This is a genomic window from Caryophanon tenue (genome assembly GCF_001700315.1).
GTDB lineage: Bacteria > Bacillota > Bacilli > Bacillales_A > Planococcaceae > Caryophanon > Caryophanon tenue.
The window spans coordinates 1-21824 of sequence record NZ_MASJ01000002.1 but is presented as its reverse complement, the minus strand read 5'-3'; the positions used below and the strand labels follow the sequence as shown (position 1 = coordinate 21824).

Genomic DNA, 21824 nt, shown 5'->3' with positions numbered 1-21824 from the left:
ATAACAGAAAGTTAGGTGATTACATGAAACGTGACATTATTGCCCTTAATATGAATAACATGATTCGCCAAAATATCATTTGGTCTATCCTATTAGTCATTGTTTTACCCATGCTCAATTACATACTACAGCCACGCGAGCTATTCCTAGGTGTTGGCAACTTCCTTATCGATATTCTCCTTCTGTGTGCTGTTTACGTCATACTCATTGTTTTACATGAGCTTTTCCACTTAGTCGGCTTCGTTGTGTATGGCAATGTGCCAATCAAATCGCTCAAATACGGCCTAAACCTTGAGTTAGGCATTGCATATGCGACGACCTCAACACCACTTGAAAACCGTGCGATGAAAAAGGCGTTACTGCTTCCGTTTTGGTTAACAGGTGTTGTACCAACGATTTTCGGTTTTTACACGGATAACTACATATGGATTTTCGCTGGTGCATTGTTAATCGCTGGTGCTGTCGGGGATTTTACGATGTATAAAGCACTTCGAAAATTCCCAAAAGATGCACTTGTACAAGATGACCCGAAAGAACCGACACTTTACGTTTACCCACCAGGCACGACTGAATTCGAGCCGCTTCATGAACAAGAACAGCAATAAGAAAAGCCGCCGACAGTGAATGTCAGCGGCTTTTTTAAATTATACGTTAAATAAGAACTCCATTACGTCGCCATCTTGTACAACGTATTCTTTACCTTCAGCACGTACGCGCCCTGCTTCTTTAGCAGCTGGTTTTGAACCGTACTCTACTAAATCTGTGAAGGCCACTGTTTCTGCACGGATAAAGCCACGCTCGAAGTCAGAGTGGATAATTCCTGCACATTGAGGTGCTTTCATGCCTTTACGGAATGTCCATGCACGTACTTCTTGTACACCTGCAGTGAAGTAAGTAGCTAAACCAAGTAAGCTATAAGAAGCTTTAATTAATTGGTCTAAGCCTGATTCTGGAATACCTAGCTCTGCTAAAAACTCTTTTTTCTCGTCGTCTTCTAACTCAGAGATTTCTTCTTCGATTTTTGCACAAATTGTAATAACTTGTGCACCTTCAGCAGCTGCATATTCACGTACCATGTTTACATACTTGTTGTCAGAAGTATCAGCTACTTCATCTTCAGAAACGTTCGCTACGTAAAGTGTTGGTTTAATCGTTAATAAGTTTAAGCCTTTAATCACTTTATACTCATCTTCTGATAATTCAACTGTACGCGCTGCTTTTTCAGCTTCTAACGCTTCTTTAATTTTTTGAAGAATTGGCTCTTCTACCATTGCATCTTTATCTTTTTGCTTTGCCATTTTCCCAACACGTGCAATACGTTTATCTACTGATTCTAAATCCGCTAAAATTAACTCTAAGTTAATTACTTCAATATCATCAATTGGGTTTACTGTACCTGATACGTGTGTAATGTTTTCATCTTCGAAACAACGTACAACTTGGCAAATTGCGTCTACTTCACGGATATGTGCAAGGAATTTGTTTCCTAACCCTTCACCTGTAGAAGCACCTTTTACGATACCAGCGATGTCTGTAAATTCAAATGTTGTTGGAACTGTTTTTTTCGGTGTTACTAACTCTGTTAATTTATCTAAACGCTCATCTGGAACTGTTACACTTCCTACGTTTGGTTCGATTGTTGCGAATGGATAGTTGGCTGCAAGTGCGCCTGCTTTTGTAATTGCATTGAATAATGTTGATTTACCAACGTTCGGTAAACCTACGATACCAGCTGTTAATGCCATAGGTGACACGACCTTCCTTTAATGTTTAATATTTAATGCTGTCTGTTGAGAGCCTAAATTTCATGTTATAACCTTGTCTATTATATGGACTTAGACGTAAAAAGTCTAATGTCATTGTGCAGATGAAATGACGCGTTTCATTTTCTTCGTGAACTCCCGACGTGGCAACATTACGCTATGCCCACACCCTTCACATTTAATACGAATATCCGCACCGACACGAATCACTTTCCACGCATTTGTTCCACATGGATGCTGCTTCTTCATTTCAACAATGTCGTTTAATGCAAATGTTTTTTGTTCCATTAGCTTTCTTCTCCTTCATCCGAATCTGTCGCGATAAAGCCAAAGCCCGCAAAAATTGAAATTACATCACGGCGGATAACACGGCCAATTGGACCTGATTGTCGTGGCAATGTTTCATACGTAATGCGCACAGTCGCCTCTGTTGAGTTAAAGTTCACAACACCGATAAATTGCGGTGCACGTACTAACTCTTCATGTGTTTGTGGCAATGTATTTAAATATTCTTGAATGACACTTTGTACAGTTTCAATATCGGCATTCACCGGCACATCTAAATCAATTGTGGCATTTGTATTATTCACCGAGTAGTTTGTGACATTTGTAATCCCACCGTTTGGAATAATATATTGTTCGCCAGTTGGTCCTTGAATTTTCGTTGTACGTAACCCAATTTCAACAACCGTTCCTTCGCCGCCCGTTAATTTAATATAATCACCAACACCGAACTGATCTTCAAAAATAATAAAGAATCCAGTAATGACATCCTTTACTAAGCTTTGTGCACCAAAACCAATCGCTAAACCAGCTACCCCGGCTCCGGCAAGTAAACCAGCTACTTGAATACCCATTGATGATAAAATCCCAACAATTGCTGAGAAGTATACTAAGTACACGACAATATTTTGTAGTAATTTTAAAATCGTCGTATCACGGCGGTCGTTGCCGCGAAGCGGTGTTTTTCGGCGTAATTTGAACACCCTCGCAATAATTGACTTAACGAGTGGCACGACAATTGCGGACACAATTAAAATTAACGTAATTTCAAGTGTAGCACTGCCGATTTTGTCCCATAGTTGTGGACTCATTAAATAGTCTGTCCATCGTTGTATTAATCCTTGTACGTCCATAAAAATTCCTTTCCTTCATCCATATTCTACAGTAGATGCTAACATATAATTTATGTCGCACACAATCATGCTTTCCTACTTTTCACTACTCTAAATCTTCAAGCTGTAGCAGCTCTAAAATACGCGCTAGATCATCATCAGAATAAAATTCGATTTCGATTTTCCCTTTATTTTTCGTCGTTTGTATTTGTACATTTGTGCCAAAATATTCACGTAACTGTGATTCACATTCTTGTACAAAAACATTTTTAGAAGACGGGACTTTGGTTTCACGTGAAACAGTCGTTTGTTGCTGGACGATTTTTTCGAGCTGACGCACACTTACTCCTTCTCGCATCACTTTTTGTGCCATGACAGACATTTGGCGTTGCACCTTTAACCCAAGAAGTGCTCGACCATGTCCCATTGATAACTTTCCGTCAGTAATGGCTGTTCGTACATCTTGTGGCAAACTCAGTAAACGAATGTGGTTCGCAATATGCGGACGACTTTTGCCTAAACGTACGGCAAGCTCTTCCTGCGTAAACTTTAAATTTTGAATTAAATTGTAATATGCTTCCGCTTCTTCAATCGGTGTTAAATCTTCACGTTGTAAGTTTTCTAAAATGGCAAGCTCCATCATTTCTTGGTCTGTTAGCTCACGAATTATCGCAGGAATGGTCGTTAGTCCAGCACGTTTTGATGCACGAAAACGTCGTTCACCGACAACGATTTCATACTTCGCACTCTTCTTGCGTAACACAATCGGCTGCAATACACCGTGCTCTCGAATCGAGTCGCTAAGTTCCTGCAATGCTTCGTCATCAAACACTTTCCGTGGCTGATACGGATTAACAATAATGCTCGCTACGCTCACATGGTGAATTTGTTCTTCTTGCTGTGGCACCGCCAACACTCCTTTTTCTCATAACTGTACAAAAAGTATACCGCTGTCAGCCTAAAAAAAATACCGCCACTTCAGAAAGTAGCGGTACACCGTTTATTTAATTGGTGATTTATTTGGTACACCTGGTTTACGTGGATATTTTTTTGGCGTCGCTTTAATTTTGTTAAACACATATAAAGAACGCTCACTTTCTTCCACCGGTAATAAGAAGTGATGCTCTTCTTCTAATTTACCACCTAGCGTATTAATACCTGACTTCGCATCTTTAAATTCATCTGCGCCCGCTGCTGCTTTTAACGCCACAAACTTGCCGCCCTCTTTTACAAGTGGGATACATAGCTCTGATAAGACACTTAGACGCGCAACTGCACGGGCTGTTACCGTATCAAATTTTTCACGGTATGCTGGGTTTTGTCCAAATTCTTCAGCACGTGCATGCACGAACTGTACATTGTCTAAACCAAGCTCTTCGCTTAAATGGTTTAAAAACGTAATGCGCTTATTTAATGAATCCACAATCGTAATGTGTAAATGTGGATAACAAATTTTAATTGGTAAGCTTGGGAAGCCCGCGCCTGCACCTACATCGCATACGCTTTCTGTTTGCGTAAAGTCATAATAAAATGACGCGCTAATTGAATCGTAAAAATGCTTTAAATACACGCCTTCTAAATCTGTAATGGCTGTTAAGTTCATCTTTTCGTTCCACTCTACAAGCAACTCAAAGTATTTACGGAACTGTGCGATTTGTTGCTCACTTAGCTCAATACCTTTTTCTTTTAATGCCGCAATAAACTGCTGTTCATTCATGTTAAAACCTCATTTCTTTCAAAATCCATATTGTCCACAGTATACCATTTCACATACAAACTATACACAATATGTGGATAAGCTGTGCATAGAAAAAGGAGCTGTCTGCAATGTTCTGCAGGACAGCTCCTGTACTATTATACGCGGGCAATTTTTCCTTGTTCAATATACACAAGTAAAATCGAAATGTCCGCTGGGTTTACACCGGCAATACGTGATGCTTGTGCAATCGTTAATGGACGCACTTGCTTTAATTTTTGTAGCGCTTCTGTTGCTAAGCTGCCAATCGCATCATAATCGATGTTTTCAGGAATTTTCTTGTCTTCCATTTTCTTTAGCTTATCTGCTTGCTGAAGTGCTTTTTGGATGTACCCTTCATACTTTAATTGAATTTCAACTTGCTCACGCACATCTTCATCTAACGCTTCAGCAGTTGGTTCAATTAAACCTGCTACTAGCTCATATGTCATTTCTGTACGTTTTACGAAATCAGATGCACGAATACCATCTTTTAATTCCGCACCACCAACAGAACGTACTGTTTCTTGCGTTTTTTCATTTGGCTTCACGATAATATCACGTAAACGCGCAATTTCCTGTTCAACTTGTTGACGTTTTTTCGTAAAGCGTGCATAACGCTCGTCTGAAATTAACCCAACTTTGTAGCCCACATCTGTTAAACGTAAATCTGCATTGTCATGACGTAATAATAAACGATACTCCGCACGTGACGTTAATAAACGGTAAGGCTCATTTGTGCCTTTCGTTACTAAGTCATCAATTAATACACCGATATAAGCATCTGAACGTGATAAAATCACTTCTTCTTTGCCTTGTACTTTTAAGCCTGCGTTAATACCGGCCATTAACCCTTGACCAGCCGCTTCTTCATATCCAGAAGTACCATTTAGCTGACCAGCTGTGTATAACCCGCTAATCGCTTTTGTTTCAAGTGTTGGCCATAATTGTGTTGGCACAATCGCATCATACTCAATCGCATAACCAGCACGCATAATTTCAGCGTTCTCTAATCCTGGAATTGATGCCACCATTAAACGCTGTACATGCTCTGGTAATGACGTTGAGAAACCTTGTACGTATACTTCTTGTGTATCGCGACCTTCTGGCTCAAGGAAGATTTGATGACGTGGCTTATCCGCAAAACGTGTAATCTTATCCTCAATGGATGGACAGTAACGAGGACCTGTCCCTTTAATCATGCCTGAGAACATCGGTGATAAGTGTAAGTTCTCGTTAATAATGTCATGTGTATGTTCACTCGTATATGTTAACCAACATGGCATTTGGTCTGTAATATATTCCGTTGTTTCATAACTAAATGCACGTGGCTCTTCATCACCTGGTTGGATTTCCGTTTTTGAATAATCAATCGTACGGCTATTCACACGTGGTGGTGTACCTGTTTTAAAACGAACTAAGTCAAAGCCTAACTCTTTTAAATTATCGGCTAAACGAATTGACGGCTGCTGGTTATTCGGACCTGATGAATATTTTAGATCCCCAATAATGATTTCTCCGCGTAAAAACGTACCTGTCGTTAAAATAACTGCGTCTGCACGGTAAATCGCACCAACTTGTGTTAACACACCTTTTACTGCACCGTCTTCAATAATTAATTCTTCCACCATCGCTTGACGAATTTGTAAGTTTGGCTCTTCTTCTAAGATACGTTTCATTTCACGTTGGTATAACTGTTTGTCTGCTTGCGCACGTAATGCACGCACAGCAGGACCTTTTGCTGTATTTAACATACGCATTTGAATATGCGTTTTATCAATCACGCGACCCATTAAGCCACCTAAAGCATCGATTTCACGTACAACGATTCCTTTTGCAGGTCCCCCAACAGATGGATTACATGGCATAAATGCGATTAGTTCTAAATTGATTGTAAGCATTAATGTCTTTGCGCCCGTTTTTGCCGCTGCATATGCCGCTTCGACACCTGCATGACCAGAACCGACAACAATTACATCATAATTACCTGCTTCATATTGTGTTGCCATAATTTGACTACCTCTCTTATTGTTAAATCTATTTTATTTCCCTAAACAGAACTGCGAGAACAACTGATTAATTAAGCTTTCTTGAACGGTATCACCGACAATTTCACCAAGTAATTCCCATGTACGCGTTACGTCGATTTGTACCATATCTACAGGTACACCCGCTTCGGCTGCATCAAGTGCATCAGTAATAACATCTTTTGCTTGGTGAAGTAAGGCAATGTGGCGCGCATTCGACACATACGTCATGTCGCCTTGCTCTACTTGCCCTTCAAAGAATAATGCCGCAATTGCTTCTTCAAGCTCAATGACACCTTCTTCTTTTAAAATCGACGTTGTTACAACACGTGATTTTCCAGCTAAGTCATACACACGATTTAAATCGATTTTACGCTCTAAATCGGTCTTGTTGACAACAACGATGTAATCCATATGTTGAATCGTTTCAAATAAGCGCTCGTCTTCAACTGAAAGCTCCTCTGCAGAGTTTAACATAAGTAAGATTAAATCCGCTTCTTTCAAAGCTTCACGCGAACGCTCTACACCGATGCGTTCAACGATATCTTCCGTCTCACGAATCCCCGCTGTATCGACTAAACGAAGCGGCACACCGCGAACGTTCACATATTCTTCGATAATGTCACGTGTCGTACCAGCAATATCCGTCACAATCGCTTTATTTTCTTGTACTAAACTATTTAATAATGACGACTTCCCAACGTTCGGGCGTCCTAAAATAACCGTTGATAGCCCTTCACGTAAAATTTTCCCTTGAGATGATGTTTGTAGTAATTTATCAATTTCATCACGTACCCATGAACATTTTTCAAGTAATACCGGTACTGTCATTTCCTCAACATCATCATATTCTGGATAATCGATATTGACTTCTACTTGCGCTAATGTTTCAATTAAAGCTTGTCGCAAATCCGCAATCAAACGTGATAGCTTGCCGTCCATTTGACCAAGTGCTACGTTCATTGCACGATCTGTTTTCGCACGAATTAAATCCATAACAGCTTCGGCTTGTGATAAATCGATACGCCCATTTAAAAAAGCACGTTTCGTAAACTCACCTGGCTCAGCTAAACGTGCACCATTAACAAGTACAAGTTGTAATACACGATTTACCGAAACAATTCCACCATGACAGTTAATTTCAACAACGTCTTCACGTGTAAATGTTTTCGGAGCGCGCATTAATGACAGCATAACTTCTTCTACGACTTCACCTGTTTTTGGCTCATGTAAATGTCCGTAATGAATTGTATGTGTGGGTTGTTGCATTAAACTTTTGCCACCAGGTGTTTTAAACACACGGTCAGCAATTTCAACCGCTTTATCCCCACTTAAACGAACAATCGCAATGGCGCCTTCGCCCATCGGTGTGGAAATCGCAGCAATAGTATCAAATTCCATTTGTAATCCTCCTAAAAATTACTTATCCACATGTGGACAAGTAAATCCGTTCCTTTACTCACTAACTACATAGATTATCACAATTTATAAAAAATCTAAAGTAATCAACTAGCATTGTGTATAACTATTTTGACACTGTCTTTTTCCACAATTTACAGAAAAGTTACACACATTTTGTGTATAACCTGTGTATATGTTTCAATCCATAAAAAAAGTTGCCTAAGATTTTCATCTTAGACAACCTATATACGTCTGTATTATTTCGTTGGTTGAATTACTAAATAACGATTTGGCTCTGCGCCTTCTGAATAAGTTTCAATATCCACACGTTTCGATAGTACATGGTGGATAACTTTTCGTTCATACGACGGCATCGGCTCAAATGCAACACGTTTTCCTGTACGCACTGCTTTTTCTGCCATACGCGAAGCTAATAACTCTAACGCTTCCTCACGTCGATCTCGATAGTTTTCAACATCAATCAACACCGTTACATATTGCTGTGAATCTTTATTAACAACGAGCTGCGTTAATTGCTGTAAGGCATTTAACGTTTGGCCACGCTTCCCAATTAGTAGCGCAGCTTTTTTACTTGATAAGTTCACATATAACGTTTTCCCTTTTTTGTGGATATCTACATCTAAATCCAGAATATCCATCGCTTCTGCCACTTGCTGCAAATAGTGTCGCGTCACTTCCACAACATCTACTTGTACCGGCTCTTCAGAAATTGTTACATTTTCTACTTCAATAGTTTGTTCAATTACCGGCTCTTCTTCAGTTATAGCTTCAATCACCGGTTCAGGAATAATTTGCGGCTGCGGCATTTCTACGACAACCGGCTGTGGTTCAGGAATAGGCTCTTCCTTCACTCGCACAATAACATGTGCAGAACGAGCACCTATTCCTAAAAAACCTTTTTTTCCTTCTTGTAAAACCTGTATCTCAACTTGCTCACGTGTCTTGCCAAGCTTTTTGAGAGCTAATTCGATTGCTTCTTCCGACGTAGCACCAATTTGCGTAGTTTGTTTCACGTTTGAGCCCTCCTAAAAAGAGTGATCTGATATTCTCAACAATTTAAGCTTTCTTTTGTAACCAAGGTTTGTGAATTACTAAGTTTTGACCAATTGAGAAAATGTTTCCGACAATCCAGTAAAGCGATAATGCTGCTGGTAAGAATGCACCAAATCCAACAATCATCACTGGCATGATATACATCATCATTTTCATTTGTGGGTTATCACCCATTGGTGGTCCTGTTAAAATTACAACTAACTGCATAATACCAGCAAGCAATGCAAAAATAAGACTCGGCTCTGCTAAATGTACGCCTAAGAAATAACCTAAATCGTACGCTGGTGTTACGTTCATACGACTAATCGCATGATAGAAACCAATTAAAATTGGCATTTGAATGAAGATCGGTAAACAGCCTGCAAGTGGGTTCACACCCGACTCTTGCATTAACTTCATCATTTCTTGTTGGTATTGCTGTTGAGTTTGCGCATCTTTTGATGAATATTTTGCTTGTAATTCTTTTAATTTCGGCTGAATTTCTTGCATTTGTTTTGCGCTTTTCGTTTGCTTAACCATTAGCGGTAGGATAATTAAACGGATAATAATTGTTACCGCGATAATTGCTAAACCAAATGTACCTAACCAACCTTCAAACATGTCGATTAATGACACTAATGGCCAAACGATGAAGCTATTCCAAAAGCCTTCGCTTTCAGCTGAAATTGGTTGATCAAACTCTGTACAACCTGCTAATGCTAACGTAGCAACAGCAAGTGTTAAGAGTACCCAAAGTTTTTTCTTCAAGCTTCTTCCTCCTAATAAAACACTATTCATTTTCGCTATTTTACCATGTCATAAAACAACTTCTCTACTATCGAACAGTTCATTTGCTTTACGATGGTTATATTTTATATGAATTCCGCTATATTTAGCACCTATTCACTCTTTAATTTCTTAACTTTTAACACTTTTGCGATTTTCATCACATGCATTAAACTGTTCTTCGTTTCATGGAAGTCCAGCGCGGCCGCCCCATGTCTGGCGATAATAACATAATCTGCATCCTGTCTTACGTCTTCTTGAAGTTCTAACAACGACTGACGGATGTAGCGTTTAATTTGGTTACGCACTACAGCATTCCCAACTTTTTTACTCACAGATAATCCTACACGGAACATCTGCTGCTCTTGCTTCGGCAATACATAAATTACAAACTGACGATTGGCAAAAGACTTTCCTCTTTTAAACACCTTTTGAAACTCTTCATTCTTTTTAATTCGCTGGCGTTTATTCATTTTCTCACCTGCTTAATCAAACATTTACATAAAAATAAAAATAGAGGCGATCCGCGTGAAACACACAAATCGCCTTAAAAACTCTTTTTTTCGTAACACTAACGAAAAAAAAGACCACTGATGTGGCTCAGTGGACTTATGCTGATAATACTTTACGACCTTTTTTGCGACGACGAGCTAAAACATTGCGACCGTTTTTAGTTGCCATACGTGCGCGGAAGCCGTGTACTTTACTATGTTTACGTTTTTTAGGTTGGTACGTACGTTTCATTACTATACACCTCCTGTTGCTATAAAATTCATCTATTTTCTACATACAGACTTGAATAGTATAAACGTAAGGCTATTATTTTGTCAATCCTTTCTCCAAAAACTTTCTTGTAAGCAGCAAGGAAACAACGTCATAAAACTTTTCTATTTCATCGCTCTACCTTTGTCCCTCTTTTTGTGGATTACCTATGGATAACCCGTGAATAACTTTTATGCCGAAAAAAATTACCCACAGTACTTATAAACAGTTTTTCCACAAATCCATACCCTGTGGATAACTGTATTGTGGATACTGTTTATAGTTGTGGATAAGTAAAGAAAAGCCTTGTAATTACTTGATTTATTTGCTATCATAAATTTGTTTTCTGCTGTTGAAAACTTTTTTTATTTTTTCGCTATCCACATTATACACAAGCCTGTGGGTAACTTTATGCACGGTCTTTGGATAAACTTTATCCACAAGATGTGATTATGTATATAACTATGATTTTACACATACAAAAAGAGGACTAATTTAGCCCTCTTTTCTATCCAATAAATTTTTTTAGCGCTCGTACTTTGAACAGCGTTTATTTTCATGTTAAGGTCATGTAGTTTGGTTGATTCGCAAATTGCTCTCCCCTCCCCTACCGACCTGTTTACAAAAAATATTTCCATTTACAGAAAAGGAGACACACGCTTGGAACATTTAGAAGAACTTTGGAATCAAGTTCTTGCACAAGTTGAACAAAAAATCTCAAAGCCGAGCTTCGAAACTTGGCTCAAATCAACAAAGCTTTTAACATACAAAGGACAAACGGTAACGATAGCTGCACCGAATTCCTTCGCACGTGATTGGCTTGAAAATCATTATGTTCATTTAGTTGCAGGAATTTTAACCGAATTAACCGGCAAAGATTTATTAATTAAATTTGTCGTACAAAAAGATAATGATGACGATGAGCTAGATATGCCATTACCTGCTATGCAGCCACGAACAAATGAACAACATGATATCTCATCTGGGATGCTAAATCCGAAATATACATTTGATACATTTGTCATTGGCTCTGGTAACCGCTTCGCTCACGCAGCTTCACTCGCTGTTGCAGAAGCTCCTGCTAAAGCATATAACCCGTTCTTCATTTACGGAGGCGTTGGCTTAGGAAAGACACACTTAATGCATGCAATTGGCCATTATGTATTGGACCACAATCCAAACGCGAAAGTTGTGTACTTATCATCTGAAAAGTTTACAAATGAGTTTATTAACTCGATTCGTGACAATAAAGCAATTGAATTTCGCAATAAATACCGTAATGTAGATGTATTACTAATCGATGATATTCAGTTTTTAGCTGGGAAAGAGTCCACACAAGAAGAATTTTTCCACACGTTTAATACGCTTCATGAAGAATCAAAACAAATTGTGATTTCGAGTGATCGTCCGCCAAAAGAGATTCCTACATTAGAAGATCGCCTGCGCTCACGCTTTGAATGGGGTTTAATTACAGACATTACGCCACCAGATTTAGAGACACGTATTGCGATTTTACGAAAAAAAGCAAACGCAGATAAATTAAACGTACCAAACGAAGTAATGCTGTATATCGCAAACCAAATTGACTCCAATATTCGAGAGCTAGAAGGTGCATTAATTCGTGTTGTGGCGTATTCTTCATTAGTAAATAAAGAAATGAGTATCGAATTAGCAGCAGAAGCGTTAAAAGATATTCGCCCAAACGCGAAGCCACGTGCGATTACCATTTTAGATATCCAACATGCTGTTGGTGAACATTATCAAATTCGCTTAGAAGACTTTGCTGCAAAGAAGCGTACAAAATCAATTGCATATCCACGCCAAATCGCGATGTACTTATCACGTGAATTAACCGACTTTTCATTACCAAAAATCGGTGAAGAGTTCGGTGGTCGAGATCATACAACCGTTATTCACGCCCATGAAAAAATCTCATCTTTATTAAAAGATGATCAACAATTACAGCAAGATGTTAAACAAATTCGAGGCGTTCTCGGGAAATAAGCCTGTGTATAAGTCAGTGAGTTATACACCGACTTATACACAATCTATCTACAGGCAAAAGTGTTGTTCTATAAGGGTTTATACCCACTTATCCACAAATCCACAGCGCCTATTACTATATCTTTTAAAAAAAGAATAAATAATTATATATAAGAGAGGGTTTTTTTAGTATGAAATTTGATATTATGAGAGACCGTTTATTAGACGGTTTAAATAACGCAATGCGTGCAGTAAGTTCAAAAACAACGATTCCAATTTTGACAGGTATTAAACTAGATGTAACTGCAGAAGGTTTACGTTTAACAGGTAGTGATGCAGATGTCACGATTCAAACATTTATTCAACCTGAAGAAGATGGTAAACAAATCATTAACGTCGAAGCGCCAGGCTCAATTGTTTTACAAGCACGTATGCTTCATGAAATCGTTCGTAAATTACCAACAAATATTGTGGAAATCGAAGTAACAGATAATTTTCAAACATTTATTCGTTCAGGTAAATCAGAATTCCATTTAATTGGCTCAGATGCAAATGAATATCCACAGTTACCAGAGCTGTCAAATAACGAACAATTTTCAATTCCAAGTGATTTATTAAAAACAGTTATTCGTGAAACAGTATTTGCTGTTGCTACATCAGAATCTCGTCCAGTATTAACAGGTGTACATTGGCAAACAACAGAAAACGAGTTAATTTGTGTAGCAACAGATAGCCACCGTCTTGCACGTCGCAAAGTAACAGTAGACAACTTACCAACAGGACAAAATGTTGTTATTCCTGGGAAAAGCTTAAACGAATTAAATAAAATTTTAGATGACTCATCAACAGCGGTGGAAATCGCCTTAACAAGCCAGCAAGTGTTATTTAAAACAAACGAAGTATTATTCTTCTCACGTTTACTTGAAGGCAACTACCCAGACACAAGCCGTCTAATTCCAAACGAATACAAAACGAATGTCACGATTAACGGGAAATTATTATTACAAGCAATCGACCGTGCGTCATTACTTGCACGTGAAGACCGCAACAATGTTGTACGTTTTGAAACAGTTGGGGATAATTCTGTGGAAATCTCATCAAACTCACCGGAGATTGGGAAAGTAAAAGAACAAATTGCTGTAGAGCAAGCAGAAGGCGAAGAATTAAAAATTTCATTCTCTGCAAAGTATATGATGGACGCGTTAAAAGCGATTGATGGTCAAGATGTAATGATCCAATTTACAGGCGCGATGAAGCCATTTATTTTACGTTCAATTCATGACGACGCCATTTTACAATTAATTTTACCGGTACGCACATACTAAACAACGCATAGCACCGGGATGGAAACGTTCTACTTGTTCGATTATATGTTCGCATGTTAAAATTTATATACTGAATTGTACAAATCAGATAGTCACAACTCGTGGCTATCTTTTTTTACTTCATACCGAATTTTAGGTATGATAGAGAAATACATGTTTGAAATATGGAGGAAAAAATACGTGGAAGAGTTAATCATTGATACAGAATATATTACGTTAGGCCAAGCGTTAAAATTAACAGACACAATTAGCTCGGGCGGTATGGCAAAATGGTTTTTAAGTGAACATACAGTTTTTGTGAATGGTGAGGAAGAAGACCGTCGTGGCCGTAAATTGCGCGATGGGGATTTATTAAATATCCCAGGCACTGGACGTTTTAAAATCGTCGAGCAACAAGGTGAATAATGCATATTGAGAAACTCAAACTTTCCAATTATCGCAATTACGAACACTTAGAACTTGATTTTTCTCCTAAAATAAATGTTTTTATCGGTCAAAATGCACAAGGTAAAACAAACTTGATGGAAGCAATTTATGTGCTTGCGATGGCAAAGTCACACCGCACTGCCAATGATAAAGAATTAATACGTTGGGAGCAGGATTATGGTAAAATAGAAGGTGTGATTGAACGACGTTATGGTCCAATTCCGATGGAGCTCTTGTTCTCAAAAAAGGGCAAAAAAGGGAAAGTGAATCATATTGAGCAAAGTAAATTAAGCCAATATATTGGGCAGATGAATGTCGTCATGTTTGCACCAGAGGACTTACATGTAGTAAAGGGAAGTCCGCAAGTAAGACGCCGATTTATCGACATGGAAATTGGACAAATTTCATCCGTTTATTTACATGATTTATTGCAATATCAAAAAATTTTAAAGCAGCGTAATTTGTTTTTAAAAGCGCATCAAGGGCGTCAAAAAATAGACGAAGTGATGCTTGATGTTTATACAGAGCAGTTTATTGCTGCCGCCATTAAAATTATTCGAAAACGTTATCAGTTTATTGAGATGTTACAAGAATGGGCAGAGCCTATTCATGCTGGCATTACACAGCAAGCGGAAACGTTAGTAATTAAATATAAAACGGTCACAGGCATGCAGGCACAGTGGTCTTCAGAAGAAATGGCGGAGCATTTACGCCAAAAATCAACTGAAGCCCGTTCACGTGAGCTTGAGCGTGGTGTGACACTCGTTGGTCCACATCGTGATGATTTACAATTTTTTGTAAATGATTATGATGTTCAAGTTTTTGGCTCACAAGGGCAGCAACGAACAACGGCGTTATCATTAAAGCTTGCAGAAATCGAATTGATTAAGCAGGAGACGAAGGAAGCGCCTATTTTGTTACTGGATGATGTGTTGTCAGAACTTGATGAATATCGTCAATCGCATTTATTAAATATTATGCAAGGTGAAGTCCAAACATTTGTGACGACGCCTAGTGTTGAGGGTATTCACCATGACACAATTAAGCATGCGAAGATGTTTCACGTGGAACGAGGAATCATCAAGTAACCTGAATAAATATTCAGGCTATTTTTAGGTGGATAAATATACACAGCAACTTTATGTTGAAATAATATACAGACTGAAGTTAGAAAGAGTAGGTGAACACGGTGGCTATGGAAAATTCAAAAGTAGAGCATGCGTATGATGCAGACCAGATACAAGTACTAGAAGGATTAGAAGCGGTACGTAAGCGTCCTGGTATGTATATCGGTTCTACAAGTTCAAAAGGGCTACACCATTTAGTATGGGAAATCGTTGATAACAGTATTGATGAAGCGTTAGCTGGATACTGTACGGATATTGTTGTTGCAATTGAAGAAGGTAACTGGATTCGTGTAGAAGATAATGGGCGAGGTATCCCCGTAAGCACACAGGAAAAGCTAGGAAAGCCAGCCGTAGAGGTTATTATGACTGTTTTACACGCAGGTGGTAAGTTTGGCGGTGGCGGTTATAAGGTTTCAGGTGGTTTACATGGTGTAGGTGCGTCGGTTGTAAACGCATTATCTTTGGAAACAGTTGTCCAAGTTCGTCGTGATGGTCATGTGCATGAAATTATTTTCGAGCGCGGACATACGAAACAACCACTAACGGTCATTGGAGAAGCTACAGATACGGGAACAACAACTCGTTTTAAAGCAGACCCAGAAATCTTTAAAGAGACTACGGTATATGAATACGATATTTTAGTGAAACGTGTACGTGAGCTAGCGTACTTAAACCGTGGTATTCGTTTAACAATTGCCGATGAGCGTGCAGGCGAAGAAAAAACGCAAATGTTCCACTACGAAGGCGGTATTAAATCATACGTTGAAGATATGAACGAATCAAAAGGGCCAATCCACGAAGCGATTGATGTCATGGGGGAAAAGGACGGCATTACTGTTGAAATTGCGATGCAGTACAACGAAGGTTTTGCAGCGAATATTTTCTCATTTGCTAACAACATCAATACGTACGAAGGTGGTACACATGAATCTGGCTTTAAGACGGCATTAACGCGTGTGATTAATGACTATGCACGTAAAGCGGGCGTTGTAAAAGATTCTGAACAAAACTTAACAGGTGAAGACGTACGTGAAGGTTTAACAGCAATCGTGTCAGTCAAACACCCAGACCCGCAATTTGAAGGGCAAACGAAAACGAAGCTAGGTAACTCAGAAGTGAGCTCAATTACGAACTCATTATTCTCAGAAGGCTTTGAGCGTTTCTTAATGGAGAACCCATCTATCGCACGTAAAATTGTGGAAAAAGGGCAAATGGCAGCGCGCGCACGTGTTGCAGCGAAAAAGGCACGTGAATTTACACGTCGTAAGTCCGCACTTGAAGTGTCGAGTTTACCAGGTAAATTAGCAGACTGTTCATCAACAAACCCTGCAGAATCTGAAATTTACATCGTAGAGGGTGACTCTGCCGGTGGTTCAGCGAAATCAGGTCGTGACCGTCATTTCCAAGCGATTCTGCCACTACGAGGTAAAATTTTAAACGTTGAAAAAGCACGTTTAGACCGTATTTTATCAAACGCAGAAATTCGCGCGATGATTACAGCATTTGGTACAGGTATTGGTGAAGACTTTGATATTTCAAAAGCTCGTTATCACAAAATTGTCATTATGACCGATGCCGATGTTGATGGTGCACATATTCGCGTATTAATGCTGACGTTCTTCTTCCGTTTCATGCGTCCACTAATTGAAGCGGGCTATGTATACGCGGCAAAGCCACCACTTTATCAAGTAAAGCAAGGCAAGCATGTTGAATATTGCTACTCGGATGCTGAACTGCAAGCGATTTTAGAAAATCTGCCAAAAGTGCCAAAGCCAAATGTACAGCGTTACAAAGGTTTAGGTGAAATGAATGCAGCGCAATTATGGGACACAACAATGGACCCTGAGCACCGAACATTAATCCGTATTGATTTAGACGATGCCATTGAAGCAGACCAAATCTTTACACATCTCATGGGGGATGATGTAGGACCGCGCCGTGACTTTATTGAAGATAATGCGGTGTATGTCGAGGATTTAGATATTTAATATAGTCGGAGAGGAGGTTCTTATTTTGTCTGATATTCAACACGGAAAAATAGAAACTAGAAATATTACGAGTGAAATAAAAACATCATTTTTAAGCTATGCGATGAGCGTAATCGTCTCACGTGCCCTGCCGGATGTACGCGATGGACTGAAGCCGGTTCATCGTCGTATTTTATTCGGTATGCAGGAGTTAGGGAACACATCGGATAAGCCTTACAAAAAAAGTGCACGTATTGTCGGGGACGTAATGGGTAAATTCCATCCACACGGTGACTCGTCAATTTATGATGCGATGGTACGTATGGCACAAGATTTTAGCTATCGTTATATGCTTGTAGATGGTCACGGTAACTTCGGTTCTGTCGATGGTGACGGAGCTGCAGCGATGCGTTACACAGAATCTCGTATGTCAAAAATCGCAATGGAAATGTTGCGTGATATTAATAAAAATACGATTAATTATGGGGATAACTATGACGGTAGTGAGCGCGAGCCACTTGTACTACCAGCCCGCTACCCGAATTTATTAGTCAATGGTTCGTCAGGGATTGCGGTAGGGATGGCAACGAACATTCCACCTCATCAGCTTGGTGAAACGATTGATGCTGTTATTGCGTTATCGCATAATGCAGCAATTACGACAGAAGAACTAATGGAGATTATGCCAGGACCGGATTTCCCAACAGGAGCCCTTATTTTAGGGCGCAGCGGTATTCGTCGTGCATATGAAACAGGTCGTGGTTCAATTATGCTGCGTGCAGCGGTAGAAATTGAGCAAAAAGCAAACGGACGTGAAACGATTTTAGTACATGAATTACCATATCAAGTGAACAAAGCGAAGCTAATTGAAAAGATTGCTGAGCTTGTCCGCGATAAAAAAATCGATGGTATCACAGGATTACGTGATGAATCTGACCGTAACGGTATGCGTATCGTTATTGAAGTACGTCGTGATGCGAATGCCAACGTCGTATTAAATAATTTATATAAACAAACACCAATGCAATCAAGCTTTGGTATTAACATGCTTGCATTAGTGGATGGTCAGCCAAAAATATTGCCATTAAAGGATATGCTGTTCCATTACTTAGAGCATCAAAAAGAAGTAATCACACGTCGTACGAAGTTTGAATTAGCGAAAGCAGAAGCGCGTGCGCATATTTTAGAAGGTTTACGTATTGCACTGGACCATATCGAAGAAATTATTAAAATTATTCGTAGCTCACGTAATGGTGAAGAAGCGAAACCATTATTGATGGAGCGTTTCAATTTATCAGAAAAGCAATCACAGGCTATTCTTGATATGCGTTTAGTACGTTTAAGTGGCCTAGAGCGCGAAAAAATTGAAGAAGAGTACCAAGAATTACAGCGTCTAATTGCCGAGCTACAAGCGATTTTAGCGGATGGTGAAAAAGTTGTGGCCATTGTACGTGAAGAATTACTTGATATTAAAGAACGTTTTAATGACGCACGTCGTACACAAATTACGATGGGTGGTTTAGAGATGATTGAGGATGAAGATTTAATTCCTCAAGAAAACTCGGTCGTAACGTTAACACATAAAGGGTATATTAAACGTTTAGCTGCAAACACATACCGTAGCCAAAAGCGTGGCGGTCGTGGTGTTCAAGGTATGAATACGAACGAAGATGACTTTGTAGAGCATTTATTATATACATCTACACATGATGTGATTTTATTCTTTACATCAAAAGGGAAAGTATATAAAGCAAAAGGATACGAAGTACCAGAGTTTGGTCGTACTGCGAAAGGTTTACCGATTGTCAATTTATTAAATATTGATAAGGATGAGCATGTAACAGCAATGATTCGTGTGAATTCTTATAACGAAGATGAGTTCCTTGTGTTTACAACGAAGCAAGGGGTAACGAAACGTACATCGGTAGCACAGTTTGCGAATATCCGTACAAATGGTTTAATCGCCGTGACATTACATGAGGATGATGATTTAATTTCAGTTCGTTTAACAGACGGTACAAAACAAATTATTATCGGTACACATGATGGGATGGCTGTTCGTTTCGATGAGCAAGAAGTTCGTGCGATGGGACGTAGTGCAGCTGGTGTACGCGGCATTAAATTACGTGAAGGCGATTATGTTGTCGGCATGGAAATCGTAGAACCAGGACAAGAAATTTTAGTCGTGACGGAAAATGGTTACGGTAAACGTACACCAGAAGCGGAGTACCGCGTTCAGAGCCGTGGCGGTGTTGGTTTAAAAACAATTCAAATTACGGATAAAAACGGTGCGATGGTAGCTCTAAAAACAGTAGATGGCAGCGAAGACATTATGTTAATGACGATTAACGGTATGGTTATTCGTATGGATATCGAAGACGTATCGATTATTGGACGTAGCACGCAAGGTGTTCGTTTAATCCGTTTAGCCAATGATGAATTAGTTGCTTCTGTTGCGAAAGTACAAAAAGCGCCAGAAGAAGAGTTAGAGCAAGAAGACGAGCAATCAGAAGAATAGAAAAAGGAACTAGGACTATTGGTCCTAGTTCCTTTCTTTTTATCTATGTGGAATAACTGTTGAAAATGCTTTCAAAGAAATGAGACTTTCCGATATTACTTATAGTTCGGATTTCCGATAAAATGGAAATAATTACTCTGCAATAAAGGCGGGACAAACGATGGAAATTACATTAGCAAAAGTAGAACAAATTCAGCTTGGGAAAATTATTGCGCAAGATGTATTTGCCAATACAAAAAATCCGATTATTACAAAGGACACAATTGTTCGACCGGTACATTTATTGGTGTTAGAAGCATTTAATATTAAAGAGGTGCTTATTAAGAGTGCAGAGCCATTAGAGCTAACGGAAGAAAGTGAAAGTATTCAAACAGCGGATACGACTAATTTATTGAAATCGCCACTGCGTAATCACCCAGCGATTACAATCAATACATTTGAACGTAGTTATCAATTTGCGATTCAACAGCTAAAGAAAGAATTTTTCAATTGGGAAGCGGGCGCGCAAATAGATATTACGAAGGTAAGGTCTTTCTTTTTACCATTGATTAATTTTATTTTAGAAGATCGTACGATTATGTTTGATTTAAATTTATATTCTCGCCCAGAAGAATATATTTACCATCATTGTATTGCAACAGGACTTATTTCAGCAGTTATTACACAGAAGCTAGGGTATGATAAAGGAACAATCATTCAAATGGGCTTAGCAGGCTTATTGGCGGATTGTGGGATGTCGAAAGTTGATCGTCGTATTCGTAATAAAACGGAAGCGTTGACGGTGCAAGAGTATAGCGATGTGAAACGCCACCCGATGCATAGCCTAAATATGATTAAACTTATTCCAGTTTTAAAAGATGCGATGAAACTAGCAATCTTTCAACACCATGAACGTTTGGACGGCAGCGGATATCCACGAGGTGATAAAGGGGAGCGTCTATCAAAGTACGCGCAAATTATTGCTGTAGCGGATGTGTTTCACGCGATGACATCGGAGCGATTGTATCGTTCACGTACGTCTGCGTTTAAAGTTGTAGAGATGATTCAAGAGTCAGAGTTTGGAAAATTCGATATCGAAGTCGTAAAAGCATTGGTGAGCGTTGTTGCTGAATTGCCACTTGGAACGACCGTCGAGTTATCGAATCGCGATAAAGCAGAAGTTATGTACATTAATCAATATGCTGTGACGAGACCACTTGTGAAGATTTGTCGTACAGAGGAACTTATTGACTTATCGCAAAAACGCTTGTTGCACATTACAAAAATCGTAAAGCAATAATCAAATAATTCATTTGGTATGCAGATTGAACGTAAACACCTTTCTCTGAAAAGCGGTAGCGAATACCGAATAATCAGAGCAAAGGTGTTTTTTGTAGCAAAATTTAAAATGAGTCTAAGGTTTATCGATTATTCAAATTGGCATGAGTGTTTTCCGCCATCTAAGCTTCTAACTTTATTAAAGAAGTAAACAGAAAATAACAGGATTGGTCATAGTATCTTTGTTAAAAAAACAAGCCAGTGCCGAAAAAAGGATGATATTTTATTCTGCATATAATGAAAGAAAAATAAAAATGAAAAAAATATTAAAAAGTGTTGACTCTATTTGAATTTTAATGATATTATATTGAAGTCGCCAAGAGAGGCGGCAACGAAACAACAACGAAAAAAGAAATTTAAAAAGTTGTTGACAGCATACGAGAGAAAATGCTAAGATATAGAAGTTCGCTTAACACGAACGAAAAACATGAACCTTGAAAACTGAACAACAAACGTTGATGAAACATAGTCGGTCTAACCGACAAAATTATGACATCTTAAATGATGCCAGCAACATCG

19 protein-coding genes are annotated in these 21824 nt (G+C 38.9%); 8 read left to right on the top strand and 11 right to left on the bottom strand.

Annotated features, from left to right (window positions below; translation table 11 throughout):
* Nucleotides 1-23 precede the first annotated feature (23 nt).
* A complete protein-coding gene (locus tag A6M13_RS02630) occupies nt 24-605 on the top strand; it encodes a DUF3267 domain-containing protein (RefSeq protein WP_066542702.1) in 582 nt (193 codons plus the stop codon).
* Between the two features lie 39 nt (nt 606-644).
* On the opposite strand, the gene ychF is transcribed toward A6M13_RS02630, so the two are convergent.
* From ychF to rpmH, 11 genes are all read right to left on the bottom strand, one after another.
* On the bottom strand, nt 645-1745 hold the full coding sequence (gene ychF, locus A6M13_RS02625; protein ID WP_066542701.1) for a redox-regulated ATPase YchF: 1101 nt from the start codon (nt 1743-1745) through the stop codon (nt 645-647).
* A gap of 111 nt (nt 1746-1856) precedes the next feature.
* Nucleotides 1857-2051, bottom strand: coding sequence for a DUF951 domain-containing protein (locus A6M13_RS02620; protein WP_066542700.1), 195 nt, complete (start codon nt 2049-2051; stop codon nt 1857-1859).
* On the bottom strand, nt 2051-2899 hold the full coding sequence (locus tag A6M13_RS02615; protein WP_066542698.1) for a mechanosensitive ion channel family protein: 849 nt from the start codon (nt 2897-2899) through the stop codon (nt 2051-2053). The genes A6M13_RS02620 and A6M13_RS02615 overlap by 1 nt, the downstream gene beginning before the upstream one ends.
* An 85-nt stretch (nt 2900-2984) precedes the next feature.
* A complete protein-coding gene (locus tag A6M13_RS02610; RefSeq protein WP_245669206.1) occupies nt 2985-3785 on the bottom strand; it encodes a ParB/RepB/Spo0J family partition protein in 801 nt (266 codons plus the stop codon).
* A gap of 93 nt (nt 3786-3878) precedes the next feature.
* Entirely contained in the window at nt 3879-4595 is a 717-nt protein-coding gene (gene rsmG, locus A6M13_RS02605; RefSeq protein WP_066542694.1) for a 16S rRNA (guanine(527)-N(7))-methyltransferase RsmG, read from the bottom strand.
* Nucleotides 4596-4732: 137 nt separating this feature from the next.
* Nucleotides 4733-6622 (bottom strand): tRNA uridine-5-carboxymethylaminomethyl(34) synthesis enzyme MnmG, encoded by a 1890-nt coding sequence (gene mnmG, locus A6M13_RS02600; RefSeq protein WP_066542692.1) that lies wholly within the window; start codon nt 6620-6622, stop codon nt 4733-4735.
* 33 nt (nt 6623-6655) lie between these two features.
* The gene (gene mnmE / locus A6M13_RS02595) at nt 6656-8041 is read right to left on the bottom strand and encodes a tRNA uridine-5-carboxymethylaminomethyl(34) synthesis GTPase MnmE (RefSeq protein ID WP_066542690.1); all 1386 of its coding nucleotides are present in this window, start codon (nt 8039-8041) and stop codon (nt 6656-6658) included.
* 257 nt (nt 8042-8298) lie between these two features.
* A complete protein-coding gene (gene jag / locus A6M13_RS02590) occupies nt 8299-9075 on the bottom strand; it encodes an RNA-binding cell elongation regulator Jag/EloR (protein WP_066542689.1) in 777 nt (258 codons plus the stop codon).
* A 43-nt stretch (nt 9076-9118) separates the two neighbouring features.
* The gene (gene yidC / locus A6M13_RS02585) at nt 9119-9862 is read right to left on the bottom strand and encodes a membrane protein insertase YidC (protein WP_066542687.1); all 744 of its coding nucleotides are present in this window, start codon (nt 9860-9862) and stop codon (nt 9119-9121) included.
* Between the two features lie 131 nt (nt 9863-9993).
* Nucleotides 9994-10353 (bottom strand): ribonuclease P protein component, encoded by a 360-nt coding sequence (rnpA, locus tag A6M13_RS02580; RefSeq protein WP_066542685.1) that lies wholly within the window; start codon nt 10351-10353, stop codon nt 9994-9996.
* A 136-nt stretch (nt 10354-10489) separates the two neighbouring features.
* Complete coding sequence (gene rpmH / locus A6M13_RS02575; RefSeq protein WP_066466510.1) at nt 10490-10624, bottom strand: 50S ribosomal protein L34; 135 nt, start codon at nt 10622-10624, stop codon at nt 10490-10492.
* A gap of 678 nt (nt 10625-11302) precedes the next feature.
* On the opposite strand from rpmH, the gene dnaA reads away from it, so the two are divergent.
* From dnaA to A6M13_RS02540, 7 genes are all read left to right on the top strand, one after another.
* A complete protein-coding gene (dnaA, locus tag A6M13_RS02570) occupies nt 11303-12646 on the top strand; it encodes a chromosomal replication initiator protein DnaA (protein WP_066542683.1) in 1344 nt (447 codons plus the stop codon).
* A 170-nt stretch (nt 12647-12816) separates the two neighbouring features.
* Nucleotides 12817-13950, top strand: a complete 1134-nt coding sequence (dnaN, locus tag A6M13_RS02565; protein WP_066542681.1) for a DNA polymerase III subunit beta — start codon at nt 12817-12819, stop codon at nt 13948-13950.
* A 153-nt stretch (nt 13951-14103) separates the two neighbouring features.
* Complete coding sequence (gene yaaA / locus A6M13_RS02560; protein WP_211270284.1) at nt 14104-14355, top strand: S4 domain-containing protein YaaA; 252 nt, start codon at nt 14104-14106, stop codon at nt 14353-14355.
* Nucleotides 14355-15464 (top strand): DNA replication/repair protein RecF, encoded by a 1110-nt coding sequence (recF, locus tag A6M13_RS02555; RefSeq protein ID WP_066542677.1) that lies wholly within the window; start codon nt 14355-14357, stop codon nt 15462-15464. The genes yaaA and recF overlap by 1 nt, the downstream gene beginning before the upstream one ends.
* Nucleotides 15465-15571: 107 nt before the next feature.
* Nucleotides 15572-17491 carry a DNA topoisomerase (ATP-hydrolyzing) subunit B gene (gyrB, locus tag A6M13_RS02550; protein WP_141680891.1) on the top strand — a complete coding sequence of 640 codons (1920 nt, stop codon included), beginning with the start codon at nt 15572-15574 and terminating at the stop codon, nt 17489-17491.
* Nucleotides 17492-17516: 25 nt separating this feature from the next.
* The gene (gene gyrA / locus A6M13_RS02545) at nt 17517-19988 is read left to right on the top strand and encodes a DNA gyrase subunit A (protein ID WP_066542673.1); all 2472 of its coding nucleotides are present in this window, start codon (nt 17517-17519) and stop codon (nt 19986-19988) included.
* Nucleotides 19989-20148: 160 nt separating this feature from the next.
* Nucleotides 20149-21267 (top strand): HD-GYP domain-containing protein, encoded by a 1119-nt coding sequence (locus A6M13_RS02540; RefSeq protein WP_066542670.1) that lies wholly within the window; start codon nt 20149-20151, stop codon nt 21265-21267.
* Nucleotides 21268-21824 lie beyond the last annotated feature (557 nt).